Raw genomic sequence first — 25,620 nt, forward strand, 5'->3', positions numbered from 1 at the left:
TCACGTCTCTTGCCTGGCCACGTTTCGGCCTGTGGGCTCGTCCTCGCACAACGCGGCGTCAATCACCGATTCGGCGCGCAACTGGGGAATATGAAAGAGGAACACATTCCATGGGGAACAGGAAATCGTCGTTCATCGCGGCAACGTTCGTGGCGGTGTCAGCACTCGTCATAAGCGTCGGCGGAACAGCGTCAGCGGCTGAAGAGGGCGCGGCCGCACCGTCCGTCATCGAGGGGGCCGAGCCGGGACAGGTCGAGATCACCGCGGTGGCCGACGGCGACGGCTTGAGCGCACAGGCGGTGATCGTCTGCCGTGGCAACACGGACAATCCACACAAGTCGCACACGGACTCGCGCAGGGCGAACGTGCACGTCAACATCACGTGCACCGCCAACGTCCCCAGGATCGCCGTGCGGGGCGCGATCTACCGCGATGGCAGGCTGGCCGGCACGTCCGCGCGCAACAGCGTCACGACGGGGCGCCGCAGTGCGGCGAACCACGCCAACACGGCGTGCATCAACAACCACCAGTACGGCAGCTGGGTCGGCGGCGAGATCACCTTCCCGCCCGGCTACCGCCCGGCTACCGGCCGGATCAGCGCGGTCGGCCGCAGCGCCCGCATCACCAACTGCTGACCGTCACGGGACAATGCGGACATGACGGCAAATCCCGTTGGCGGCGCACCGAAGCCGGCACCGGCGGCAACAGCTCACGCTTCGGCGTGGGCTGTTGCCGGTGTCCGAGACTTCGACGGCACGGTTGGCTCGATCGTGCCGTCGGTCTTCCCCGCCTACGCCCGCGTGTTCCACCCCGCGTACCGCAGAACCGCAGACGACAGCGTCGAACCGGTGCGCTGGCGAGAAGTGGCGAAGGCGCACCACCGTGCGATGCACCCGCTCGCGCAGTGGCGGAAGATCAATCCGCCGCTGCCCGGCGAAACGACGAATCTCGAAAAGTGGTGCAGGGACCTCGGCTCCATCCCCGCCCGCGCAGGCGTGTGGGATGACGAACCGGTCCTAGGCGCGATGCCGGCCTCCGTCGCTACCCGTCTCTCCGCCCTGCTCACCAGATACACCACCACGCCCGGACGGTGCTGGCTCGCGGTCTGGGAAGGATACGGCGACCTGGCCGGGAACTGGACCACCGCGCCCCGGTTCGAGGTGCCTGGTCGCGGCATGCACCTGCTCGTAGGCCCAGCGGCCGCGGCGGCGTTCCCGCTGGGGGACGAACACCCGCCGCTCACGGAGCCCGACCGCGGGCTGCACCCGAACCTGTGGTGGCCCAGCGATCACACCTGGTGCGTGGCAACGGACGTCGACATGATGACCACCTACGTCGGCGGTAGCGCCGACGCCATCGCGGCTGTGGTAGCCGACGCCGAGCTCGAAGCATTCCCTGTGACCGCCGACGACGCGGTCACCTGGGACTCGGACACGATCAACCGCCTGGGCTGACGAAGGCCGGCATCACCTCGTCGTGCAGCAGTCGCAGCTGCTCCTCCACTGTGGCGACGCCGGGCACCGACCGGCCGGTGAAGGCCTTGACGAGCGAAGCATCGGTGATCGCGGCGATCAGGTGGTTGACCCCGGCCGGTTCGATCGCGTTGATCTTCTCGAGGACCTCCTGCGGGGTACCGGCGAAGGACAGCTTGTCAGCGATCTCCGGGGTGGTCAGTTCGATGCCTTGTGCCAAGTCGCCACCGGCGATCGCATCGATGATCGGCTTGAGGGAGGCCGGGTCGACGCCGTTTCGCTCAAGTTGCTCGGCCGGCATCGACGACGCGTAGATGCCGACCATGCTGCGCGCGGCGTCCTTCGCGGCCGCTGAGTCACGGCCGACGGCGAGCACCACCCAGGCGCCGAAGTCGAGGGTGGTCCAGTCCTTGTTGGCGCGCTCGGCACCGATCCGCAGGTGTTCGGCGGCGTACTCGTAGGCTTCGCGGGTGTAGCTGAGGGCGTGGTGGCAGCCGTCGGAGTACTCGCCCGACGCCTGGAACGACCGCGGCCCACGCATTGCACCGAGCTTGACCGGCACGCGCTCCTGCACCGGGCGGGCGAAGGTGAACAGGCCGTCGTAGCGGAAGAATTCGCCCTCGTAGGTGATGGCGCCGTCGTCGAGGAAAGTGCGGATCACCTTGGCGGCTTCGATGACACGCGAGAGCGGCTTCTGTTTGCTCCAGTCCATCCCGTACTGGGCGAGCAGGCCGAAGTTACCGCTGGACAACACGACTTCGGCGCGGCCACCGGTCAGTTCGTCGAGGGTGGCGGTGGCCTGGGCGATCAGTGTCGGCTCCCGCAGCGCCACCGAGGAGACGCTCGGGCCGAAGCGGATCCGGGATGTCTGCTGCGCCGCGGCGGCGAACAGCAGCCACAGGTCCTTGTGCCACGTCTCGTCGGCCGCGTAGCAGGCGTGGAAGCCGAGTTCGTCGGCGAGCCGGATGGCGCGCAGCGACTCTTCGAGCGGGTAGTCCGGGAGCATGACATAGCTGAACTTCATCAGTTCTCCTCACCGTGGTGTGCGCCTGATCGCCTGTAGCCGGGCGGCGACCTCGCGGGCGTCGCCCTCGGGGAAGTCGGCGGAACGCCGGTCGGGCCGGCCGAGCAACAGATAGAGCAACCCGGATCCGACGACAACGCAGATACCGGCCGCCACGATCCAGCGGTCGAGGAACGTCGGGGCGCTGGCAGGTTGCAGCAACAGGACCATCGCGAAGATCCCGTAGCAGAGCGCCAGAACGTTCACCGCGGTTCCCCACCGGCCGAGGTTCCACACACCGGCCGGACTCCAGCCCTTCAAACGCTGACGCAGCGCCGCCAGCACAACCGCCTGGAACGCCACATAGATGCCCAGAACCGCGAACGCGGTGATGCGGGCGAGCGAATCGGGCCGCCAGAACACGAACAATGCGATGAGCAGCGGCACCACGCATACGACGAGCAAAGCGTTGGTGGGCACGGAGTATCGCGATGAGACGTGCGCGAGCCAATGGCTGGCCGGAAGCATCCGGTCGCGCGCGAACGAATACAGCAGGCGGCTGCCCGCCGCTTGCAGTGACAACACACAGGAGACGAAGGCAACGACGGTGACGACAAGGAAAACCTTCGACCCGGCGGTGCCGAGTGAACTCTCCAGGATCGACGGAATCGGATTGGTGTTCTCGCCGGCGACGATGGACCGCAGGTCTGGTGCGGCGAGCACGTAACCGGCGTAGGAAAGGAAGCCCGAGACGCCGCCGACGACGATCGTAAGAATCATCGCGACCGGGATACGCCGGGCCGGGGCGGCGACCTCCTCGGCGACGTCACCACAGGCCTCGAATCCGTAGAACAGGAACAGTCCGGACAGCGACGCTGCCAGGAACGTCGCCAGATACGCCTGGTCGCCGCCTGCGCCGAGGCTGTCGAAGAAAACCGAGAACGGTTGTGCACGTTGGAAAAGCAGGAGATACAGCCCCAGCGCGACCACGCCGATCAACTCGGCGGCGAGCCCGATGCGGGCGATCCGGGCCAGCGAACGCGTTCCGCTGTAGTTGGCCACGAACGCGATGGCCAGTAGCCCGACGACTGTGAGCAGGGTGACGCCCGGAGTCGCTTCGATGCCAAGCAATGCGGCCACGAAAGTGCTGCCGAACTCGGCGACCGAGGTGATCGTGACGATGACGGCCCAAATGTAGATCCACGAGACGATCCAGGCGTAGCGGCGGTTCCACAGTCGCCGCGTCCACGGGTAGATGCCGCCGGCGAGGGGGTATTGCGACACGACCTCACCGAAGACGAGAGCCACCAGCAGTTGCCCGACGCCGACGATCACGATCCACCAGATCGCCGGCGGGCCTCCGATGGCCAGGCTGTACGCGAAAAGCGAGTACACACCCACCAACGGCGAGAGGTACGTGAATCCGAGGGCCATGTTCGCCCACAGGCCCATACTCCGCTCGAACTCGCCCGAGTAGCCGAGCGCGGCAAGCTGGGCAGTGTCGTTGGTGTCGTCGGTGTTGTGCTCAATGGGCCGTCCGGATCCGGTCACCAGGCCTCCTACATCCCGTCGGGCACGGGATCGCTGTGGGGCAGGTCACAGCAAGCGGAGATAAACTTATAGAATCAGAGTTCATACATCAAGGTGCCAGTGGCGACGTCAGAGCTCGCCGACGTGCAACCGCCAAGGGACGCCCACGATGGGCGTTCCCGCGCCGGGCAGCTGCCCCTCGGTCCGCACCAGGTCGCCGACGAGCCACCGCGCCGTAGTGGACAGAACGACCCGCCCCTCCTCGTTGACCAGCACGAATGGCTGCCGCGACGCACCCAGCAGGCGCAGGAGGGTGGCCTCGAAGCCGCTCACCGGCACGTCGGCGCCGACCACGCCGAGAAACTCACCGCCGTCGGCCACCGGACCGGTGAGCGTCAGGAGGTACCGCCCGGTGCCGTGGACGTCCACGTACGGGCCCACGACGTGCCGCCGCCCCGTGCGGCGCGGGACGTCGAACCAGTCGGTGGTCGTGTAGTCGTAGTAGCCAAGGCTGGCCGGGCGCAGGTCGGGGTCGAGCTGCACCAACTGGTCGGCGGTCGGGTCGGCCTGCCACCACTTCAGCTGCATCGCCATGTCCGTCTGCGGTCGCGGGACGGCGACCAGCCCGAGGCCCACTGCGAGCTGCCCCGGCTCCCGTAACAGCTCGCTGACCTGTTCGGCGAGAGCCGAACCTGCCCCGGCGTCAGTGAGTGATCGCAGCGCCGCGGTGTGCACGACGTCGACGGCCGCGAAAACCTGCTCGATCACCCCGCTGACCGCCGCGCCGATCCGGCCGGCGTCGTCGGTCTGCTTCGTCGCCGTCACGAGACCTCCCGCTGCGTGTCCGCATCGTCCGGCCCGGCCATCGCCCGCCGCAGGTGCAGCTCGATCTGCCAGCGGGTGCGCCGGTCGATGTGCTCGCCGGCCAGCCGCCGGGCGCGCGCGACGTCGCCGTCGGCGATGGCGTCCACCACCGCGCGGTGGCCGGCGACGATCGATTCGAGCATCCCGGGCTCCTGCGCGGGTGGCCACGGCAGTTGACCGAGCTCGAGGTGCAGTTCCATCTCCTGCATCGTCAGCCGTACCGACTGTGCCGCAGCCGCCACCTCGATGTAGTAGCGGCCTTCCGCGCGGCGCTGGCCGGTGAAGGACACGACGTGTACGAGCCGGTCGAGGATGTCGCGCAGTCGCGCGATCTCGGTACGCGATGCCCGGTCCGCGGCCAGGCCTGCCGCGGCGGCTGCGATGGCAGCGTGCATATCGCCGAGCTCTCGCAGGTCAGTGGTGCCGAGCTGGGCAAGCCGCGCGTCGGCCAGCTCGGTCAGCGCGTCGTCGCGCAGGCATACGAAGCTGCCGCCGCCCCGGCCGCGGCGAGTCTCGACCAGGCCGAGTTTGCGCAGGTCGGACAATGCCTCGCGGAGCGTCACCGTGGACACGTTGAGCATCGTGGCGAGGTCGGTCTCGGCTGGAAGTTGTTCGCCGTCGCTCAGCAATCCGAGCGCGATCGCACTGCCCACCCTCCGCACGACGGCTTCGCTGCGCAGCGCGCCGTCATCAAGCGGAGCGAACACGGCGCGCCGCGCGTCGCCGCTGAGCAGTTGCACGCCACTCCTCCTTGCGTTGCCGGCAACGGGAATTGCTCCATCCTGCCACTGACCATTAACCATTGAATTCATAGGTTTTACTCGCTAGCGTTGCCGCATGCCTCCTACTGTGATGAGGAGCACCCGTGACCCAGGTCCCGCCTGACGCCCCGCCTGACGCACTGTCCGAGCCGTTCGTTCCCGGGGATCTCGCGAACCCGCCGGAACTCGCCGAGTACCCGGAGACGTTGGCGGCGCCAGCTCCTGCACCGGTCGCCGACGCGAGGACTGCGGAGTTCGTCGCGGAGTGGCGCAACGCCTCGTACAACTGCTTCTCCTCGGGCCACAAGTTCTGCCGCGAGGTCTGCCCGGTCACCCAGGTGGAGCGCAACGAATCCTGGACGCCCACGGCCTTCCACGCGAACGTGGTGGCGATGGAGCGTGGCGAGCTCGACATCACCGACGTCGCCGCCGACTACGTCAACTGCACCCAGTGCGGCGCGTGTGAGCTGCGCTGTCCGAACACGTTGTTCACCGGCGACTTCTACCAGTTCCGCACTCGCACGGTCGATGTCGTCAAAGCCGTTCGCACGCTCGCGGTGGACAGCGGCGTGCACCAGCCCGCTTGGCGCACCTGGAACGAGCGCACTGACCTGCGCACGCACGAGCCTGTGCTCGGGGAAACCCCAGCCGGGCAGGACAACGTGCGGGATTGGGCTGCGGGCCTGGACATTCCAGTGGGCGGCGAGACGGTGTTGTTCGTCGATTGCGAAGCCGCGTTCTACCGGACCTCGGTCCCCCGTGCCGTCGCGCAGATGCTGCAGCTCGCGGACTACGAGTTCGGGCTGATGGGCGAGCAATGGTGCTGCGGCGGTCCGGCGGCCGAAATGGGCTACGCCGAGCAGGCGAAACGGTTCGCCCGGCACAACCTCGACGACTGGCACGCCACCGGCACGAAGCGAGTTCTCGTGCTCGACCCGCACGACTACATCAGCTTCACCGAGGACTACCCGCGCTACTTCGGCGACGAGTTCGACATCGAAGTGGTGCTGGTGATCGAAGTGCTGGCACAGCTGCTGCGCAGTGGCCGCCTCACCCCGTCGGTGACGGTCGACCGCGCGGTCACGTACCACGACCCGTGCCGGCTGAACAAACGCAAGGGCATCTGGGCCGAGCCGCGTGAGTTGCTGCGGGCCATCCCAGGCTTGCGGTTCACCGACGTCGACCGCGTCACCCAGTGGTCGTACTGCTCAGGCGGCGGAGGCGGGCTGCCGATCGCGAAGCCCGGCCTCACGGCACGGATCAGCGCCGCACGCTTGGAGCGCGCCGCCGAACTGGACGTCGACACGCTGGTGAGCGCGTGCCCCTGGTCCGAGCGGCCGCTGTCGCAAGCAGGTGACGCCCAGAACATCGATGTGGTCGACCTACACGAGCTGTTGGCACAGTCGCTGGGCATCACCGTGGGTGGCTCCCGCGGCGAGGTCGGCGACCGGCGTGGAGGCCAGTGAGATGACCGTGCATGAGAGCCCGTTCATCACCGAGCCGCTGCCGCCGGACCGGGTGGACACACTCGTCGCGGCACTGCTTCGGGTGCTCTCCCCCGAGCAGGTACTCACCGCGAAGACCGACCGCTGGAACCGCGCCCGCGTGCCCGCGCCGTTCCCGGTGCATCGCTGGTCCGAGCGTGTGCCGGACGTCGTGGTGCTGCCGGCCTCCACCGAGCAGGTCGCCGACGTCGTGAAAATCGCCAACGAGCTGCGCGTGCCGGTAGTCCCCCGCGACGGCGGCACAGGCCTTACCGACGGCGCGGTGCCGATGCGCCGCGGCATCGTCGTCGACGTCAAGCGGATGAACCAGATCCACGAGCTGGACCTGGTCAACCGCACGGTCACGGTCGGCACCGGCATCAACATGCTCAAGCTCAACGAGCGGCTGGCGGCCCACGGGCTGATCTATCCCGACAACCCCGCGTCCTATCCGTGCTCGTTGGTGGGTGGGCGGATCGGTACGAGCGGCTGGTCGCTGATCGGGGCGCGCTACGGACACACCCGCGACCTGGTGCTGAGCTTCGATCACGTGCTGCCCACCGGTGAGGTGCTGCACGTCGGCGACGGGATCGGCCGCAAGATCAGCAAGTCCTCCAGTGGCTACCAGCTCAAGCACCTGTTCATGGGCCATCAGGGCACGCTTGGCATCGCCACGCAGGCAACGCTGAAGCTGTTCCCGAAGCCGGAGGCGGAGCTGTCGCCGTTCTGGTCCTTCGACAGTTACGACGCCGCGTACTCGTGCGTGGGCGCGCTTGCCCGCGCTGGTGTGGCGACGTTCGCCGGCGCCGTGCTTTTCGACGAGCACAAAGTCGCCTACCTGCGCCGCGACGACGAGGCCTACATCCCGCAGCCAGCGGACGTGCGCGCGCTCGTGTGCGCCGTCATGTACGGCTACGACGACGAGGTTCGTGCCGGCGGCAAGCGGCTGTTCCGAATCGCGCGTGAGCACGGTGCCCGCTATCTCGGCGATGAGATCTCCGAGGGAGACTGGGCCGCGCGGCACGATCGCTACGCCACTCCCCTGCACGGGCGCACCAAGGACGGCCAGGTGATCCCGATGTCCTGGCATTGCGAGGATGCCGCTGTCAATTACTCCGCGGTGCCGGCCGTCACGAAGGCCTGGCACGAGATCGTCGCCGATCTGCGCCGGCGCAGCGACGTTTTCGACGACTGGGGCGTATTCGCCTATACGTCGGGCAGCACCGGCGTGGACTACCTCACCGAGATCGACGTCGGCATCTGGGAGCAACGGCTCGGCGACGACGCGTGGGCCGCGTGGGTGCAGGCCAAAAGGGACATCGCCGCCGTCGCGATCGCCCACGGCGGCTCCATCAGCGCCTGCCACGGCTCCTGCCGCGAGGGCGAGGTCGACCTGCTGCCCCAGGAACTGGGCCGCGGATTCGACGTGATGCTGGACGTCAAACGCGCACTGGACCCGAACAACATCATGAATCCCGGCAAGTACCTCCTGGACCGGGCTTTCGAAGTGACGTCGCCATGAGCGCCGAGCCTCGCGCGGCCGGCCCGTACCGCTACACCGAGCAACACACCCGGCCGGAAACCGTGCGGGTGAGCGAGGTGGCGGGAACGACGTTCGAGCACGTGTACGAAGTGGACTCCCGGCTCATGCAACGACATGTGCTCCAGCAGACGTTCCCCAACTGGGACACCCTGCGGATCATGCGCAGCAGGCACGACCATCTGGACTGGATGCACCGGCACTTCGCCGGCAGCGTGGTCGCGGGGTCAGAGATCCTGGCTGAGATCGACGCCGAGTGAAGGGAAGCCCTGTGGAGAACTACCGGAACTTCGTCGGCGGAGAATATGTGGACGCGGTCGATGGCCGTCGCGCCGACCTGGTCGATCCGTCCACCGGGGAGGTCTTCGGCTCGGCCCCGGTATCCGGACCTGAGGACGTCGACCGTGCCTTGCGCGTGGCCAGTACCTCGACGCATGCGTGACGCCGCTGTCGTCCTGTGGTGTTGGTGCTCACGCTGGCAGTTCACCGAATGGACGCCGTGTGGGCCAGCAGGAGCCTTTCGGTTTCGCCGGGATCGGTGGGTCCGATCCGGACGAGGTCGCCGTGCCAGTGGTGGTCGGTCATGCCGGGGTTGTGCGTGGTGGTCCCGTCCGGCCAGAAGATCTGCGGGCTTCCTTGGATCGGCTGGGTTCCGCTCACGCGGAAATCCTCGGCTACGTCCGAGCGTGTGTTCGCGTGCAGCCAGGTATCCATGATCTTTTCTGGCCGCAGGTCCGTGTTGAGCCTGTGGGCGAGGGTGAGTGCGTCGTGCAGGCCTGCCTTGATGCTGACGTCGACGCTGTCGCGGAAGAACGCCAGCCGAAGTGCGTAGTCGACGTCTTCGGCGGCGCGCAGGCCGTGTACGCGCCGGGCCGCTGCGACCAGTTCGAAGGCCGGGACGAATGTCGATGGCCAGGATTGGACTGTGTAGGCGTTGAACAGCTCCGGTTCGTGGCTGGCCAGTGCCGCCGTCTCGGTTGTGACGATGTCGCGCGGTGTACCGCGGTGGTTGACCCATTCCAGTGGCCAGGCTCGCGGCGCGAACACCACATCCAGATCGTGCTTGTCCCGGGCGTTGCGCAGCCGGTGCACGGCGACGAGCGCCCACGGGCAATGGATGTCCGACCAGATGTCCACGACGCTCGTGGAGCGTGTCACGCCGATGCGCCAGACCGGACGCCAGAGAGTGCCCCGGCGAAGTGGGCGAGGCGACGGCCCTGGTAGCGTGCGCAGTTCAACACGGCCTCGTCGGGCATGGTGGATGGGAACCCGGCGGGCCATGAGGTGCCGTAGGGGTTTCCGCCCGCTTCGTAGACCACGTCGTCGGTGTATCCGAGCGGGACGATGACGCATCCCCAGTGGTAGAAGACGTTGTTCAGGGACAGGATCGTGGCTTCCTGCCCGCCGTGCTGCTCGGCCGAGGACACGAACGTGGTGACCGGCTTGTCGGCGAGTTTGCCTTCGTGCCAGAGGCTGCTGGCGGAGTCGATGAACTGTTTGAGTTGCGCGGCGGGGGCGCCGTAGCGGGTGGGGGTGCCGAAGGCGTAACCGTCAGCCCATTCCAGGTCGTCCAGGCTTACGACCTCCACCTGGCTGTCGGTGTCCTGCTTGTGTTGTGCCCAGGCAGGGTTGGACGCGATCGCGTCGGCTGGGGCGAGTTCGGCGACGCGGCGCAGCCGCACTTCGGCCCCAGCGGCCTCGGCGCCCGCCTGGACGGCCTCAGCGAGACGGTGCACGGAACCGGTCGCGCTGTAGTAGGCGACGAGTACGCGGACAGACATGTGTTGTTCCTTTCAGCGATACACAAAATGGTCAGAGGACGACGGTGACGGTCTTCAGCTCGGTGTTCGCCTCGATTCCGGCCCAGCCGAGCTCGCGTCCGTGGCCACTGAGTTTCGATCCACCCCACGGCAGGCGCGGGTCGAGCGGGGACCAGCCGTTCACCGCGACGGCGCCGGCCCGCACGCGCCGGGCCACGGTGTGTGCCCGGCTCAGGTCGGTGGTCCAGAGGGTCGCGGCGAGGGCGTAGTTGCTGTCGTTGGCCATGGCGACGGCGTGCGAGTCGTCGTCGAAGGCGAGAATGGTGCCGACCGGGCCGAAGATTTCCTCACGGGCGATGGTCATCGTGTTCGACGCGTGGGCGAATAGAGTCGGCTCGACGAAGTATCCGTTGCGATCGGGTTGCCCTCCCCCGGTGACAAGCCGGGCGCCTTCTTCGCGGCCGAGGCGAACGTAACGCAGGACGCGGTCGCGTTGCTTGGCGTTGATCAGTGCGCCCATGGTGGTGCCCGCGTCGAAGGGGTCACCGACCACGATTTTGGCCGCGCGGGCGGCAAGCCGGTCCACGAAATCGTCGTAGACCGCCTGAGCGACCATGATCCGGCTGCCTGCCGCGCAGACCTCGCCCTGGTTGGCGAAGATGCCGAGGGCGACACCGTCCGCGGCGGCGTCGAGGTCGGCGTCGGCGAACACGATCTGCGGGCTCTTGCCGCCCAGTTCCAGTGTGGTGGGCCGGAATCCCTTGGCCGCGGCGGTCGCCACGATGTGCCCGGTCTCGGGGCTGCCGGTGAAGGAGATCTTGTCGATGCCCGGGTGCTCGATGAGCAGGTTGCCCGTGGTGGGGCCCCGGCCCGGAAGGACGCTGAACACGCCGGGTGGGAAACCGGCCTGCTCGGCCAGTTGTGCCAGCAGCAGTGAGGTCAGCGGCGCGTCCTCCGGGGGTTTGAGGACGACCGCGCATCCGGCGGCCAGGGCCGGCGCGATCTTCCAGGACCCGATCATCGTGGGCGAGTTCCACGGCGTGATCGCCGCGACGACCCCGATCGGCTCACGGACGGTGTAGCTGAGGGTGGCGCGTCCCTGATAACCCGAGGTCGGGATCGACTGCCCGGTCAGCTTGTCGGCCCAGCCCGCGTAGTGCCGGAAAGTGGCAACGGCCTGTGGAAGGTCGATCACCCGGGGTTCGATGCCGGGCTTGCCGACCTCGAGGGATTCGAGGTTGGCGAAATCCTCCGCGCGGTCCTCCAGCAGTTGCGCGAAGGTGTAGAGCAGCTGTCCACGGGTGGCGCCGTCCACCCGGCCCCACTCACCCTCGTCAAGGGCGTGGTGTGCGGAAACGACGGCACGGTCCACTGTTTCGGCGTCCGCTTCGATCACTGTCGTGAGTGGACGTTCGGTGACCGGGTCGATGACATCGAAGCTCGGCGCTGTGGAGCGCGTCTCCCAACGCCCCGCCACAAACGGCGTGGCAGGCACGTTCCGGACAAGGGCCTCGGCGGCTGAACGTCGTGACATGCTGGGTGTCATGTTCGATTACCGTCCTTCGCGGTCGATAGTCGTACACTACGCAGTGGGTCGCCCCCGGTCAATCACGCCGGCGTTCGGCCCGCTGTGCTAAACCATGTTCACGAAGACGGCCGGCCACGAAGGACAGCGAAGCAATGAGCGCATCAGGCGGAGAGATCTCCCAGACCCTCGACCGCGGGCTCACAGTGCTGTCGTTGCTGGCCGAGCACAGTGACGGGCTGACGGCCGCCGAACTGGCCGAGCAGCTCTCCACGGCACGCGCCGTGGTCTACCGGCTGCTACGCACTCTCGAATCCCATCGCCTCATCGGACGCATCGACACCCGGTACGTGCTGGGCATCGGCATCGCCGAACTGGCCAGCCGCCTGCGTCCACGCTTGCAGGCGACGGTCCTGCCGATCCTGCGCCGGCTGAGCCGGCAATCCAACAGCACGTCCCTGCTCAGCGTGGCCGACGGCGACGAGGCCCTGATCCTGATCACCGAAGAGCCGCCGGACACCACGTTCCACCTGGCGTTGCGTCAAGGCGCCCGGCACGCTCTCGGTCTCGGCGCGGACGGCCTCGCCATCCTCGCCGGACGCCCGCCGGCCGACGAGGACACAAAGGACGTCCAGCGTGCTCGTCAACGCGGTTACGCGCTGACCGTGGGCGTTCTGCAGCCGGGGGCACTCGGGGTCGCCGCGCCGATCAAGACCTCCGACTGGGCCAGCGCCAGCATCGGCATCGTGCAGCTCGGCACCAAGGTCTCCGACCCACAGATCCCTGACCTGGTGATGTCCGCGGCCACCGAGGCCGCGCGCCGCCTGTCGGGCGACCACAGCGCGTAGAGCCACCCAGATCCACCGGGCAAGGCTGAATTCGGCCTGCCCGGAGAAACCCACGCTCCCGGAACAACGGGGTTCCGCACGGCCGCGACAGCGTCTACTCTCACCAATAAGCGTACATCTCGTACGATTATCGTACAGCGGAGAGAGTCGTGGCCAACGAAACCTTCACTGGAGCCGAAGCGCTCGTGCACGCCGCAGCGCAGTCAGGCGTGCGAGTGTGCTTCGCGAACCCCGGCACCACCGAGATGCCGCTGGTCGCCGCGTTGGATCAGGTACCAGGCGTGCGAGCGGTGCTCGGGCTGCAGGAGAACGTGTGCACCGGAGCCGCCGACGGCTATGCACGTATCACCGGCAGCGCCGCAATGACCCTGCTCCACCTGGGTCCCGGCCTGGCGAACGGTCTCGCGAACCTGCACAACGCCCGGCGAGCGAACACACCGCTGGTGAACATCGTCGGCGACCACACCAGTTGGCACCTGCCCTACGACGCACCGCTGACCTCGGACATCGCTGCACTCGCGGCGACAGTGGGCACGGTGCACACGATCACCGACCGGGCCGGCGTCGGCGAGGTGACGCGCGGCGCGATCGACGAGGCACACCGGACACTGGGCGTCAGCACCGTGATCGTGCCCGCCGACTATCAACAGGACCGCGCGCCACAATCCCCTGCCGCCCCAACGAATCCGTCATCCCGTCCTGTGGTCGGCAGCGACCGCGTCAAGGACGTCGCGGCGCGACTGCGCAGTGCCGGACGGGCCTTGCTCCTGCTCGGCGGCAACGCCCTCACCCGCCCGGGACAGCAAGCCGCCGCACGAATCGCCGCCAGCACCGGAGCAGCGCTGTACAGCGAAACCTTCCCCGCACGCGCCGAGCGCGGCGGCGGGCTTCCCAACATCGACCGGCTGCCCTATTTCCCTGAGACAGCCGCAGCATTACTCCAGGACGTGGACACTGTTGTTGTTGCGGGGGCAGAAAATCCCGTCGCGTACTTCGGCTATGAAGGCATCCCGAGTATTCTCACGCAGCCCGGCACCTTGATCCGGCTGGCCGGTCCGGCCGAGGACGCCGAAGAAGCCCTGCTCGAGCTCGCCGACCTGATCGGCGGCACCGCGAAGACCACACCCACATCGACTGCCGTGGTGCCCAATGACGACGAAACTCTGACAGGCCAGGCAATCGGCCAGATTGTCGCGGCATGCCTGCCCGACTCGGCCATCGTGTCCGTCGAAGGTGGTACGAGCGGCTACCCGTTCTACACCGCGTCGGCTTCCGCGGCCGCGCATACGGTTATGACCAACACTGGCGGCGCCATCGGGCAAGGCCTGCCCTGCGCGCTCGGCGCGGCCATCGCCGCCCCGGATCGGCCGATCATCGCGCTGCAGTCCGATGGCAGCGGCCTGTACACCGCGCAGGCACTGTGGACGATGAGCCGGGAACGCACCAACGTCATCGTGCTCATCGCTGCCAACCACAGCTACAACGTGCTTCGGACCGAGCTCGGACGGCACGGGAACGCCGAGTTCGGGCCCCAGGCCGAGGCGTTGACCAGCCTGGCCGATCCGCGCGTCGACTGGGTCTCGTTGGCCGGCGGATTCGGGGTGCCGGCCAACCGGGCCACTCGTGTCGCGGACCTGCGGCATGCCCTCACCGACGCCGTCGACGCAGGCGGCCCACACCTGATCGAGATGGCGATATGACCACAGTAGACAGTGCGTTCCTTCCCGCGTCGACACCTCCCAGCGTCGCATCGTTCCTGTCCCTGGAACACGGCCTGTTCATCGGCGGACGGTGGCGGCCAAGCGACTCCGGCGAGACGATCAAATCTCTCAACCCGGCCACCGGCCGTCCGCTGGCCACGCTGACCCGAGGCAGCAAGTCCGATGTGGACGCGGCAGTCACGGCAGCCCGGGCGGCCCTTGCCGATCCTGCCTGGCGGGACATCAACCCGTTGCAGCGTGGGGAATTGCTGCACGGACTTGCCGACCTCGTCGAAGCCCATGCCGATGAGCTGGCGTTCCTGGAGTCACTCGACAACGGCAAACCGGTCTCGGTCGCCCGTACTGTCGACGTCGGCACCACCGCGAAACTCTTCCGCTACTTCGCAGGCTGGCCCAGCAAATTCGAGGGCTCGACGATCCCGCTGTCACCGCGCGGCGGGTTGCGCATTCTGAACTACACCGTGCACGAGCCGATCGGTGTGGTGGGCGTGATCGTGCCCTGGAACTTCCCGATGTCGATGGCCTCGTGGAAGCTGGCCCCAGCCCTCGCGATGGGCAACACAGTCGTACTCAAGCCCGCCGAAGAGACCTCACTGTCGACCCTGCGGCTCGCTGAACTGGTCGAGCAGGCCGGGTTCCCACCAGGTGTACTCAACGTCGTCACCGGGTCCGGCAGCGTCGTCGGCGCGGCGATCGCGGCCCACCCTGATGTGAACAAGGTCGCCTTCACCGGTTCGACCGAGGTCGGGCGGCTGATCACGACGGCAGCGCTGGGAAACATGAAGAAGGTCTCGCTCGAACTCGGTGGCAAGTCACCACACATCGTGCTCCCGGACGCCGATCCGGTCGCCGTGGCCGCAGCCGCCTCCGACGGCATCTTCTTCAACCAAGGCCAGACGTGCACGGCCGGTTCACGGCTGTACGTGCACTCTGACATCTATGACGACGTGATGGCGGCACTCGTGGACCACGCCCGCCGGATCGTCGTCGGCCCGGGACAGGACACGGCCACCCAGATGGGACCGCTGGTCTCGGCCAGGCAACTGGCCACAGTGGAATCCTATGTAGAGTCCGGACTCACCGAAGGTGCCACTCTGGCCACCGGTGGTTCGCGTCCACGCGGTCTCGATGCCCCTTACGCCGACGGCTATTTCCTCGAACCGACCGTGCTCACTGAGACCACGCACGCCATGCGCGTGGTCCAGGAGGAGATCTTCGGCCCGGTGCTCGTCGTGATGCGCTGGAACGAGATCGACGACTTGATCGACAAAGCCAACGACTCACCATACGGACTGGCCGCCGGGCTGTGGACCAACGACCTCACCCAGGCACACCGGATCGCGGCCGCGATCAAAGCCGGAACCGTGTGGATCAACTGCTACAACCTCACCGACCCGGCATCGCCGTTCGGCGGCTACAAGCAGTCCGGCTGGGGCCGCGAGATGGGCCGCGGCGTGCTCGAGCAATACACCGAAACCAAGAGCGTCTGGGTGAATCTGACATGAGCAGCACAGAACTCGACGGCCAGGTCGCGATCGTCACCGGTGGCGGGCTCGGCATCGGCAAGGCCGTCACACAGGCCTTGGTACGCCGGGGCGCCACAGTCGTCATCGCAGCACGCCGGATGCACATCCTGCGGCAAGCGGCAGAGGAGATCGGCGGGCACGTCGTTCCGGTAGTCGCCGACACCACCGATACCGAATCCGTCGTGGCGATGGCCGAAGCCGCCGCCGAGCTCGGTCAGGTCAGCATCCTGGTCAACGGCGCCGCAGCACCGGCCGGGCTCGTGCGCAATGATGTCGAGAACGCCGATCCAGAAGCACTGCTCGCCGACCTGAACACCAAAGTCGTCGGATACTTCCGTTGCATCAAGGCAGTCGTCCCGCTCATGCGCGAGCAGTCCTACGGACGGATCGTGAACATCGGCGGGCTGACCGGCCGGTCGAGCCACGCGCTGTCCGGCATGCGCAACCTCGCGATCGTGCACATGACCAAAGTGCTGTCCGACCAACTCGGCCCGCACGGCATCACCATCAACACCCTGCACCCCGGCGTAGTCGAGACCGAGCACATCCACGAGCTCTACGCGAAAAACGCCGCGGCAGAAGGCATCACCCCGCAACAGGTGGAGCAGAACTTCATCAACCGCACACCGATCCGTCGCGTTCTGACCGCCGCCGAGGTCGCCGACGCCGTCTGCTTCTTCGCGGCACCCGCCTCCGGTGGCCTCACCGGAGAATCGCTCGGTATCGACGGCGGCCTGACCCGCGGCATCTTCCTCTAAAGCAGAAGGAGAGACCACTGATGCAAGGAACAATCCTGGTGAGCACGGCTGGGCAGGGAGTGCTGCGCAGCAACGACGACGGCGCCACCTGGAACCGTATCCCGCTCGACCAGGCCCTCGAATTCGACGCCGTGGTACGCACCCTGGCCGTGCACCCCACCCAGCCTGAGGTGATCTTCGCGGGCGCCGACGCAGGGCTGGGCCGCAGTGACGACGGCGGAACCCGGTGGTCCCGTGTGGACTCACCGTTCAACGGCACCCAGGTGTGGTCGATCGCGATCGACCCGAACGACCCCGACAGCATGCTCGTGGGCACCGGCGCGCCATCCCGCGCGGTCATGTACCGCACCGCCGACGGCGGCGCCACCTGGGACCGGCTCTCCCCCGAACTGCCCGAACGCTGCGCCGGCGTCAGCAAACCGCGCATCCTCACCACCACCTACGACCACGTCGACGGCAAGTCCGCCTGGTTCGGGGTCGAGGAAGGCGGCCTGTGGCTCACCCGCGACCGCGGCGACACCTGGGACCGCGTCGACGGACCGGACGGCGTGACCCCCTCGGACGTGCACTGCGTCGTCGTGCTCGACGGCCCACCCAAGACACTCATCTGCCTGGTCGTCAACGCCATCTTCGTCAGCCAGGACGACGGAGCCACCTGGACGCGCACCGGCACCAAGTCCACCTGGGGCATCTACTACACCCGGCTCGTCGCCCGTATCCCGGACTCCAACTCGGTACTGCTCGGCATCGGCGACGGCACACCCGGAACCCAGACCCGCGTCTTGCGCTCCGACGACCTCGCCCAGAGCTGGACGGAGTCCACATTCGACACTCCGCCCAACTCGACAGTCTGGGCGTTCGGCACCCACCCCAGTGACGCGGGCCGCGTGTTCGCCGGCACCAAGTACGGCCACCTGTTCCGCTCGACCGATGGCGGCCGGACCTTCACCAAGGAGTGGCGCGAGTTCCCGGAGATCACCGACGTGGCCTGGACACCCGCCGTGGCCGCCGACGCTCCCGCCACCCACGGTGTTTGACTGTCCGAGCTCCGCCCGGACCGGCTTGGCCGCCGGAAGCCGGCCATTTCCACCCCGCCCCACGCAACCAACATCTTCGCTGGAGGCCGGGCCCAGCCGGGTTGGGGCGATGTTGGGCGTGTTGCGCGGCGTAAATGACCAGCGCGGCCAAGCCCATGGCTCTGTCAGAAACTCAGATCAGGAGAACACCAACCATGACCAAACCCGTCATCGTGCGCACCCACCTGTCGTTGTTCGTACGCGACCCAGAGGCCTCCGCGGAATGGTTCGCCGACGTTCTCGGTATGAAGATCACGGCCCGCGGCCCGCAGTGGGTCTTCCTGTCCTTCGGCCGCAAGCACCATGACCTCGCGCTCATCCGCGCCGAGGACGGCGCCCAGCAGGGCGGCCTGGGTCTGCAGCACTACGGCCTGGAAATCCAGGGCGACGTCGACGATCTGCGCCGCCTGTACGGCATGTTGCTGTCCAAGGGCGTCAAGGTCGTCAAGACGACCGACCACAAGATCGGTTTCGGACTCTACTTCGAAGACCCTGACGGCAACCGGTTCGAGTTCTTCGCCGAGACCATCACTGACGACGAGGAAGGCCAGCGCGTCCTCGGCGAGCACAACGCGCCCAGCGAGCCCGTCGAACTCGACCCCCTCTACACCTGACAGGAGCCCACACCCATGCCAGAAGCGAACTTCGGGCCGTACCACATCCGCAAATGGTTCACCCACGTCGAGGACGTGCTCGCCAACGAGACCGGCCAGCCCGCCGATGGACAGCCGGTGCGCCGCATCGTCGTCGCAGCAGCCATCCACAACCCCTACGCCGGACGGTTCAGCAAGGACCTGAGCGACATCGTCGCCAAATCCGACGAACTCGGCCGTGAATTCGGCCGACGCGCCGTCGAGGCAGCCGGCGACGAGACCATCCAGAGCTACGGGAAAGCCTGCCTGATCGGCACACTCGGCGAGTACGAACACGGTAATGCATTCCTGACTCAGGTATTCGCCGACCCGGTGCGCGACGCCGTGGGCGGCGGCAAGTCGTGGGTGCCCTCGACCGGCAAAGTCGGTGCCGCGGGCGCTGCCATCGATATTCCGTTGGCCCACAAGGATGCTCTGTACGTCCGGTCAAACTACGACACCATCTCGGCCAGTTTCGGCGACGCCCCACGGCCAGACGAGGTCGTGGTCATCTTCGCGTTCGCCTCCCGCGGCCGCCTGCACGCCCGGCTCGGCGGCCTCACGGCCGACGAGGTGCGCGGCGTGGACGGGTTGCGATGACACCATCAAGTCATCTCACACCTGTCAACGGGATGAGCTACCACTACCTGCGGTGGGGTGACGAGCGCTCTCCTGCCGTCCTGATGCTGCATGGGCTGCGCAGCTACGCCCGCACCTGGGAGCCCGTCGCACATGCGCTCAGCAGCACGCATCTGGTCATCGCACCAGATTTCCGTGGCCGCGGTGAGAGCTCCTGGGACCCGAAGCACGACTACTTCACCACCACCTACGTCCGCGACATCGAGGATCTCGTCGCCCAGCTCGGGCTCACCCGCTTCAGCATCGTCGGCCATTCGATGGGCGGCGCGGTCGGCTACGCGTATGCCGCACGGCGCCCCGAGCAGGTCGACAGGCTGGTCATCGAGGACATCGGTCCGGACTCGTCGACAGCCACCGCCGGAGCCGACCGGATCGTGCGGGAAATGAGCGACACACCGGACAGCTTCGACTCACTCGACGCCGTACGCGGCTACTGGCACGGAATCCGTCCGGGCATCACCGAAGACGCGCTCGCCTCACGTATCCAGCACACGATCCGCGAAGCACCTGACGGTCGCTGGCACTGGAATCTCGACATGACCGGCATCGCCAAAGCCCGGCTCAGCGGCGATCCCGCCGGTTCCATCGACCTATGGGCCTGTGTGGAGGCACTGCGCTGCCCCACACTCGTCGTCCGTGGCGCCCAGTCGGATTTCCTGCCCAAACACACCTGTGAGCGAATGGCCTGGCGTCAGCCCCTGGTGACGTGGACGGAGATTCCCGGCGCCGGACACTACGTGCACGACGACAACCCCGCTGCGTTCATCCGGCTCGTGACCGGTTTCCTGTCATGAACGACCACTACTCGGTGGCGATCGTGGGCGCCGGACCGGTCGGCGCCACGGCTGCCAACCTGCTCGGCGCCTACGGAATCAACACACTGATCGTCGACCGTGAACCGGACATCGTGGACTATCCGCGGGCAGCGGGAGTCGACGACGAAAGCCTGCGTACCTTCCAGACCGCCGGGCTCGTGGCCGACATCCTGCGCGGCGCCATCCAGAACGTGCCGCTGAAGTTCTTCGACGCCGCCGGGAACTGTCTGGCCGACATCCGGCCCACCACCTGCGACTACGGCTGGTACAAGCGCAACATCTTCATGCAGCCGATCGCCGAAGCCGCGCTGCGGCGCGGTCTGAAACGCTTCTCGCACGTGCGGACGATGCTGGGCACTGAAATGCGCCACCTCGTGCAGGACAAGGACGGCGTCACCCTCCACCTGGTGGACGAGCAAGGCAAGCAGCAAGAAGTCCGCGCCGACTACGTGATCGCCGCCGACGGGGGCCGCAGCCCCATCCGCACCCTGCTCGGCATCCCGCTGGAAGGCGCGACACATTCCCGTAAATGGGTCGTCATCGACTGCGCCAACGACCCTCTCGACGCTCCCTACACCGCGCTGCACTGCGACCCACGCCGCCCGTACGTCTGCGCGCACCTGCCCGACGACCACCGCCGCTGGGAGTTCATGCTCTTCCCCGGCGAGGACGCCGAGGAGATGCTCACCCCAGACCGGGTCAACGACCTGCTCCGCCACCACGTCCGAGACCCCAGCGTGGTCAACGTGATCCGCGCCCGCGTCTACACCCACCATTCCCGCATCGCGACCCGCTTCGTCGAGGGCCGCGTAGCCCTCGCCGGTGATGCCGCGCACCTAATGCCGCCGTGGGCCGGACAAGGTATGAACACCGGCATCCGCGATGTGACCAACCTGTGCTGGAAGCTGGCGGCCATCGTCAGCGGCGAGGCTGATCCGTCGCTTTTGGACACATACACCCAGGAACGCCGGCCGCACGCCCAGGCGATCATCGATCTGTCCACCACCCTCGGCCGAATTCTCAGCCCCACTCGACCGTCCGTGGCACGGGCGCGCGACTGGTTTCTCCGCGCCGCGTCTCTCGCACCCGCGGTGAAGAAGTGGACACTCGAGATGCGGTTCAAACCCATCCCGCACTATCGAACCGGCTTCGTCGTACCGGAAAGCCCCGGAACCCGGGTGCCCAGCGTCGGCAGGATGATGACCCAGCCCATGGTCGAGACCTCCGACGGGATCCATCTCAAGTTCGACGACGTCCTGGGCCCGTGGTTCGCCGTCATCGGGTTCGAATGCGATCCGCTGGCCGGGCTCACCAGCACCGAACTGGCCGCCGTCCGGCGCCTGCGGCCTCAAGTGATCAAAGTCGTCGAATCGCGGGCAGGTGAACGACACCACCGGCAACCCTGCGCCGCCAAGGAAACCCTGGTCGTCGAAGACGTCCACAACGAACTGCGAACCTGGTTCCAGGCGCGGGGCCGTAACGCCGTGCTCGTCCGCCCGGACCGCTACGTCGCCGCGATGTCCACTGTGGATGATTTCGCCCCGGCGCTCACTCGACTCGCCGACCGGTTCACTGGGAAATCGTGATGATCGTCGAACAGCGCGACTACCTTCTCGTACCGGGTGGCACAGCCCGATACCTCGAAACATGGAACCGGCTCGGCCGGGAACCCCAGACACGTCACCTGGGTGAACCGCTTGGCGTCTACACCGCCGAGACAGGTCAGCTGAACACGATCGTCTACTTGTGGCAGTTCACCGGCCCCGGCGACCGCGCACAACGGCGCGGGCAACTGGCCGCCGACGCCGATTTCGCCCAGTTCCGCACGGAAGTTCGTGACTTGCTGGTAACCCAGTCCAGCCGTCTTCTTGTCCCAGCGGCATTTCCGTCGGTCAACGGTTGACATCAGGCCGACCGCAAGTCACCATCTGTTCATTATTTGAACAATATGTACGAAAATCGTACATATTCACCCGGTTGGTCCGGTGTCCTCTCATACTCACAGGAGCCGCTATGAGCGATCCAGGGACAGCCTCACTAGGACGCACCACAGTCTCGATGACCGGCGTGCTGGCTCAGTCCGTCGGATTCATGGGCCCGGTCTTCTCGGTGGCCACGCTGCTGCCGCTGATCGTCGGCCTGTCCGCCACCGGCCGCGGCGCGGGAGTCGCCACCCCCGTCGCGATCATCATCGCCGGCCTCGGCATCTTCGGCGCCGGCTGGGTGATCGCCCAGTACGCCAAGCGCATCCACCTGTGCGGCTCGCTCTACGAGTACATCTGCGACGCCTTCGGCCCGCGCATCGGCATCGTCGCCGGCTGGACCTACTTCGGCGCCATGCTCGTGCTGGCCGCCGCGACCTTCCTCGTCCTCGGCGGCATGACCCAGGAATTCCTCCTGGCCGCCTTCTCGGTGAACGTGCCCTGGTGGGTGCTGTCGCTGGTGTTCGTCGCGATCGTGACGACGATCGTCGTCGTCGGCGTCCAGGTCTCGGTGCGGGCCCAGCTGGCCCTGGTGCTGATCTCGTCGGCCATCGTCCTCATCTTCTCGATCTACATCATCGCCAAGGGCGGCCTCGGCGGAAACAGCCTGTCGGCCACGCCCTTCAACCCGTTCGCCGTCTCCGGCCCGGATCTGCTCTTCGGCGTGCTCTACGGCATCAACATGTTCATCGGATTCGAGTCCGCGGCCAACCTGGCCGAGGAGACCGACAACCCGAAGCGGCATGTCCCACGCGCGGTGCTGTGGTCACTCACGATCGTCGGCGCGTACTTCATCATCACCGCCTACGCCCAGGCCGTCGGTTTCGGACTCGACGGCACCGCGTGGAAAACCAGCGTGTTCCCGTTACAGGTCCTCTCCTCCGGCTCCGAGTTCGGGTCCTCCGGATTCGGCCTCTTCCTCTCGGTCTTCGTCATCCTCGACATCCTCGCGGTCGCCATCGGCGTCGGCGTCGCCGCGACCCGCGGAATGCTCGCCATGGCCAGGGCCGGCCGGTTGCCGTCCACGCTGGCGACCGTCCACCCCCGCTTCCGCACGCCGGTCGTCGGCGCAACACTGATCGCGGTCGTCTCGGTCGCCATGATCCTGCTCGTCGCCCTCACTGACGGGGTGTTCGCCCGTGCCGAGGGCCAGCCGCAGTGGGCGCCGATGTTCGGGTGGATGGCCGGATTCGCCGGGACCGGCCTGGCCCTGATGTACCTCACCGTCAGCGCCGCCGGAGCGCGCGGGCTCTGGAACGAGGTCAACCGCGTCAAGCTGCTCGTCGCCGCCTCAGCAGGCATCCTGGTCTCCGGCGGCGCCGTGTTCGGCGCCGTCTACAAGGCCAGCAGCCCGCTGGACACCGTGCCCTGGACCCTGGGCAGCTGGATCGCCGTTGGGGTGATCTGGTCGCTGGTCGTCACCCGACGACGACCAGCGACCAGCATCAACCCGGTACTGCCGTCTGGAGGACAACTGTGAGCGCACTACACCCCTACGACCCGCTCAGCGCGGACGAGATCACTGCCGCTGTCAACGCGGTGCGCTCCGGCAAGCCTGAACTGACCGAGCCACGGTTCCCGCTCGTCCGCACAGACCCGCCAGCCAAGGACGTCGTCCGCAGGCAGGACCCGGCATTCACCAGGGCCGCGTTCCTGGTCGTCTATGACCGTGCCGACGCGGCCACCTACGAGGCCCGCGTCGACCTGGCCACGGGCAAGATCACCGACTGGGCGCACATTCCCGGCGTGCAGCCCGCGATCATGATCGAAGAAATCATGATGCTCGACGAGATCGTCCGCAACGACCCCGCCGCGGTCGCCGCACTGGCCCGCCACGGCGTACACGACCTGGACCTGCTGCAGATCGACCCGTGGTCCACCGGGACACTGCCGGTCGACGGCGTCTCGGCCCGCAGGCGGATCATCCGCGCCAGCGCCTACGTCCGCGAGTACACAACGGACAACGGTTACGCCCGTCCAGTCGGCAACCTCGTCTTCGTGATCGACTGCAACGACAAGTCAGTCGCCGCCATCCAAGAAGGCGACCCGATCCCCCTGCCACCCGAAAGCGGCAACTACGACGTCGACAGTGTCGGCCCACTGCGCACGGATCTGCGTCCCCTGGAGATCATCCAGAGCCAGGGGCCGTCGTTCACCGTCACCGGTCACGTCATCGAATGGCAACGCTGGCGCATGCACGTCCACATCGACGCCGTCGAAGGCCTCGTGATCAGCGACGTGTCCTACCTGGACGGTGACCGTCGCCGATCGATCCTGCACCGGGCCGCCATCAGCGAAATGGTCGTCCCCTACGGCGACACCAGCAACGACTTCTACTTCCGCAACGTCTTCGACGCCGGCGAATACAACCTCGGCAAGACAGTCGGATCACTGTCGCTCGGCTGCGACTGCCTCGGCGAGATCCGCTACCTCGACGCAGTCCTCGCCGACGAAGCCGGCACGCCGCAGACCATCACCAACGCGATCTGCATGCACGAAGAGGACTACGGAATCCTCTGGAAACACTGGAACTTCCGCTACACCGACCAGCCCGAGGTCCGCCGGTCCCGCCGCTTCGTCGTCTCGGCCATCCACACCATCGGCAACTACGAATACGGCTTCTTCTGGTACTTCTACCTCGACGGAACCATCCAGTTCGAAGCCAAACTGACCGGCATCGTCCAAACCCGAGCCGTCGCGCCCGGCGCGACCCCTGAGTTCGGCACCCTTGTCGCGCCCCAGCTCGACGCACCCAACCACCAGCACCTGTTCAACATGCGCCTCGACTTCGAGGTCGATGGGCCGAACAACACCGTCCTCGAAGTCGACGCCGTCGGCATGCCGATGGGTCCCGGCAACGAACACGGCAACGCCATCGTCGCCCGCAAAACCGAGATCACCAACGAACGCGACGCACGACGAGCCTGCGACCCCACCACCGCACGCACCTGGAAAGTGATCAACCCAGGCGTCACCAACCGATTCGGCGAACCAGTCGGCTACAAACTCGTGCCCTTCGTCGGCCCCACCCTGCTGGCCGCCCCGGAAAGCGACCTCGCCAAACGAGCCGAGTTCGCCCGTCACCACCTCTGGGTCACCCGCTACCACGCAGCCGAGACACACGCCGCCGGCGACTACCCCAACCAGCACCCCGGCGACGGCCTCGGCGAATGGGTCAAACAAGAACGCGACCTGGTCAACCAGGACATCGTCCTCTGGCACACCTTCGGCACCTCCCACCTGCCCCGGCCAGAGGACTGGCCGATCATGCCCTGCGACTACGTCGGCTTCTCCCTCAAACCCGCCGGCTTCTTCGACCGCAACCCCGCACTGGACATACCACCCCCATCCGGTCAAGGCACTGGACACTGCCACGCCTGAACGACCGGCTCATCCCGGGCTGAACCTTGACTGCGCCGGTGTTATCGGCCACGCTCGTCTAGGGTTGTGACGAGCACCACTTCCAGCGTTGTCAACTTCGCAGGTGTGTAAGCCAATTGCACTTGCCCGACGAACAGACCGGGATGTTAGCGCTAACATAATATTGGGACAACCGCCTCCCCGACCTGCCGGGCCGTCGGCGACACGGCCACGGCAGCCTTCGGCAATCCGCTTCCACAGCAGGGTTTCCGGGCATCGCCCCGCTCCGCGCGAACAACGGCTGTTCAGCGTCCACAGTGCACT

Annotated in this window: 25 protein-coding genes; 18 read left to right on the plus strand and 7 right to left on the minus strand. The window is 67.1% G+C overall.

Features of this window, described 5'->3' with window-relative positions; genetic code table 11:
• Nucleotides 1-110 precede the first annotated feature (110 nt).
• Together JOF56_RS42450 and JOF56_RS42455 are read left to right on the plus strand one after the other, a co-directional pair.
• Nucleotides 111-635: a hypothetical protein gene (locus JOF56_RS42450; protein WP_209645230.1), complete on the plus strand. Its 525-nt coding sequence runs from the start codon at nt 111-113 to the stop codon at nt 633-635.
• A gap of 21 nt (nt 636-656) precedes the next feature.
• The gene (locus JOF56_RS42455; RefSeq protein WP_209645231.1) at nt 657-1,454 is read left to right on the plus strand and encodes a hypothetical protein; all 798 of its coding nucleotides are present in this window, start codon (nt 657-659) and stop codon (nt 1,452-1,454) included.
• Here JOF56_RS42455 and JOF56_RS42460 read toward each other — a convergent pair.
• From JOF56_RS42460 to JOF56_RS42475, 4 genes are all read right to left on the minus strand, one after another.
• Complete coding sequence (locus tag JOF56_RS42460; protein WP_209645232.1) at nt 1,438-2,496, minus strand: LLM class flavin-dependent oxidoreductase; 1,059 nt, start codon at nt 2,494-2,496, stop codon at nt 1,438-1,440. The genes JOF56_RS42455 and JOF56_RS42460 overlap by 17 nt on opposite strands.
• Nucleotides 2,497-2,505: 9 nt before the next feature.
• Nucleotides 2,506-4,026, minus strand: coding sequence for an APC family permease (locus JOF56_RS42465; RefSeq protein ID WP_209645233.1), 1,521 nt, complete (start codon nt 4,024-4,026; stop codon nt 2,506-2,508).
• Between the two features lie 108 nt (nt 4,027-4,134).
• Complete coding sequence (locus tag JOF56_RS42470) at nt 4,135-4,830, minus strand: cache domain-containing protein (protein ID WP_209645234.1); 696 nt, start codon at nt 4,828-4,830, stop codon at nt 4,135-4,137.
• Complete coding sequence (locus tag JOF56_RS42475) at nt 4,827-5,609, minus strand: FadR/GntR family transcriptional regulator (RefSeq protein WP_307855503.1); 783 nt, start codon at nt 5,607-5,609, stop codon at nt 4,827-4,829. The genes JOF56_RS42470 and JOF56_RS42475 overlap by 4 nt, the downstream gene beginning before the upstream one ends.
• A gap of 125 nt (nt 5,610-5,734) precedes the next feature.
• Here JOF56_RS42475 and JOF56_RS42480 point away from each other — a divergent pair, with 125 nt between their 5' ends.
• From JOF56_RS42480 to JOF56_RS42495, 4 genes are read left to right on the plus strand one after another with little or no spacing between them, the layout of a single operon-like run.
• Nucleotides 5,735-7,096, plus strand: a complete 1,362-nt coding sequence (locus JOF56_RS42480; protein WP_209645235.1) for a (Fe-S)-binding protein — start codon at nt 5,735-5,737, stop codon at nt 7,094-7,096.
• 1 nt (nt 7,097) lies between these two features.
• Nucleotides 7,098-8,636, plus strand: coding sequence for an FAD-binding oxidoreductase (locus JOF56_RS42485; protein ID WP_209645236.1), 1,539 nt, complete (start codon nt 7,098-7,100; stop codon nt 8,634-8,636).
• Nucleotides 8,633-8,914: a hypothetical protein gene (locus JOF56_RS42490; RefSeq protein WP_209645237.1), complete on the plus strand. Its 282-nt coding sequence runs from the start codon at nt 8,633-8,635 to the stop codon at nt 8,912-8,914. The genes JOF56_RS42485 and JOF56_RS42490 overlap by 4 nt, the downstream gene beginning before the upstream one ends.
• A gap of 11 nt (nt 8,915-8,925) precedes the next feature.
• Entirely contained in the window at nt 8,926-9,096 is a 171-nt protein-coding gene (locus JOF56_RS42495) for a hypothetical protein (protein WP_209645238.1), read from the plus strand.
• 41 nt (nt 9,097-9,137) lie between these two features.
• Here JOF56_RS42495 and JOF56_RS42500 read toward each other — a convergent pair whose 3' ends face one another.
• From JOF56_RS42500 to JOF56_RS42510, 3 genes are read right to left on the minus strand one after another with little or no spacing between them, the layout of a single operon-like run.
• Entirely contained in the window at nt 9,138-9,812 is a 675-nt protein-coding gene (locus JOF56_RS42500; RefSeq protein ID WP_209645239.1) for a DsbA family oxidoreductase, read from the minus strand.
• On the minus strand, nt 9,809-10,435 hold the full coding sequence (gene wrbA / locus JOF56_RS42505; RefSeq protein ID WP_209645240.1) for an NAD(P)H:quinone oxidoreductase: 627 nt from the start codon (nt 10,433-10,435) through the stop codon (nt 9,809-9,811). Before wrbA ends, JOF56_RS42500 begins: the two co-directional genes overlap by 4 nt.
• Nucleotides 10,436-10,466: 31 nt before the next feature.
• A complete protein-coding gene (locus JOF56_RS42510; RefSeq protein ID WP_209645241.1) occupies nt 10,467-11,948 on the minus strand; it encodes an aldehyde dehydrogenase family protein in 1,482 nt (493 codons plus the stop codon).
• A 146-nt stretch (nt 11,949-12,094) separates the two neighbouring features.
• Here JOF56_RS42510 and JOF56_RS42515 point away from each other — a divergent pair, with 146 nt between their 5' ends.
• The 12 genes from JOF56_RS42515 (at nt 12,095) to JOF56_RS42570 (ending at nt 25,317) form a co-directional block, all read left to right on the plus strand.
• A complete protein-coding gene (locus tag JOF56_RS42515; RefSeq protein WP_209645242.1) occupies nt 12,095-12,787 on the plus strand; it encodes an IclR family transcriptional regulator in 693 nt (230 codons plus the stop codon).
• 149 nt (nt 12,788-12,936) lie between these two features.
• Nucleotides 12,937-14,487 (plus strand): acetolactate synthase large subunit, encoded by a 1,551-nt coding sequence (locus JOF56_RS42520; RefSeq protein ID WP_209645243.1) that lies wholly within the window; start codon nt 12,937-12,939, stop codon nt 14,485-14,487.
• Nucleotides 14,484-16,013: an aldehyde dehydrogenase family protein gene (locus JOF56_RS42525; RefSeq protein WP_209645244.1), complete on the plus strand. Its 1,530-nt coding sequence runs from the start codon at nt 14,484-14,486 to the stop codon at nt 16,011-16,013. Before JOF56_RS42520 ends, JOF56_RS42525 begins: the two co-directional genes overlap by 4 nt.
• The gene (locus JOF56_RS42530; protein ID WP_209645245.1) at nt 16,010-16,792 is read left to right on the plus strand and encodes an SDR family NAD(P)-dependent oxidoreductase; all 783 of its coding nucleotides are present in this window, start codon (nt 16,010-16,012) and stop codon (nt 16,790-16,792) included. Before JOF56_RS42525 ends, JOF56_RS42530 begins: the two co-directional genes overlap by 4 nt.
• A 20-nt stretch (nt 16,793-16,812) precedes the next feature.
• Nucleotides 16,813-17,829, plus strand: coding sequence for a WD40/YVTN/BNR-like repeat-containing protein (locus JOF56_RS42535; RefSeq protein ID WP_245378611.1), 1,017 nt, complete (start codon nt 16,813-16,815; stop codon nt 17,827-17,829).
• 194 nt (nt 17,830-18,023) lie between these two features.
• Complete coding sequence (locus JOF56_RS42540) at nt 18,024-18,482, plus strand: VOC family protein (protein WP_209645246.1); 459 nt, start codon at nt 18,024-18,026, stop codon at nt 18,480-18,482.
• A 15-nt stretch (nt 18,483-18,497) separates the two neighbouring features.
• On the plus strand, nt 18,498-19,100 hold the full coding sequence (locus JOF56_RS42545; RefSeq protein ID WP_209645247.1) for an amino acid synthesis family protein: 603 nt from the start codon (nt 18,498-18,500) through the stop codon (nt 19,098-19,100).
• The gene (locus tag JOF56_RS42550; protein WP_209645248.1) at nt 19,097-19,933 is read left to right on the plus strand and encodes an alpha/beta fold hydrolase; all 837 of its coding nucleotides are present in this window, start codon (nt 19,097-19,099) and stop codon (nt 19,931-19,933) included. Before JOF56_RS42545 ends, JOF56_RS42550 begins: the two co-directional genes overlap by 4 nt.
• A complete protein-coding gene (locus tag JOF56_RS42555; RefSeq protein WP_209645249.1) occupies nt 19,930-21,540 on the plus strand; it encodes a bifunctional 3-(3-hydroxy-phenyl)propionate/3-hydroxycinnamic acid hydroxylase in 1,611 nt (536 codons plus the stop codon). Before JOF56_RS42550 ends, JOF56_RS42555 begins: the two co-directional genes overlap by 4 nt.
• Nucleotides 21,540-21,857, plus strand: a complete 318-nt coding sequence (locus JOF56_RS42560; protein ID WP_209645250.1) for an NIPSNAP family protein — start codon at nt 21,540-21,542, stop codon at nt 21,855-21,857. Before JOF56_RS42555 ends, JOF56_RS42560 begins: the two co-directional genes overlap by 1 nt.
• Before the next feature lie 110 nt (nt 21,858-21,967).
• Nucleotides 21,968-23,416 carry an APC family permease gene (locus JOF56_RS42565; protein ID WP_209645251.1) on the plus strand — a complete coding sequence of 483 codons (1,449 nt, stop codon included), beginning with the start codon at nt 21,968-21,970 and terminating at the stop codon, nt 23,414-23,416.
• Nucleotides 23,413-25,317 (plus strand): primary-amine oxidase, encoded by a 1,905-nt coding sequence (locus JOF56_RS42570; protein ID WP_209645252.1) that lies wholly within the window; start codon nt 23,413-23,415, stop codon nt 25,315-25,317. Before JOF56_RS42565 ends, JOF56_RS42570 begins: the two co-directional genes overlap by 4 nt.
• Nucleotides 25,318-25,620 lie beyond the last annotated feature (303 nt).

This window comes from Kibdelosporangium banguiense, assembly GCF_017876405.1.
Taxonomy (GTDB): Bacteria; Actinomycetota; Actinomycetes; order Mycobacteriales; family Pseudonocardiaceae; genus Kibdelosporangium; species Kibdelosporangium banguiense.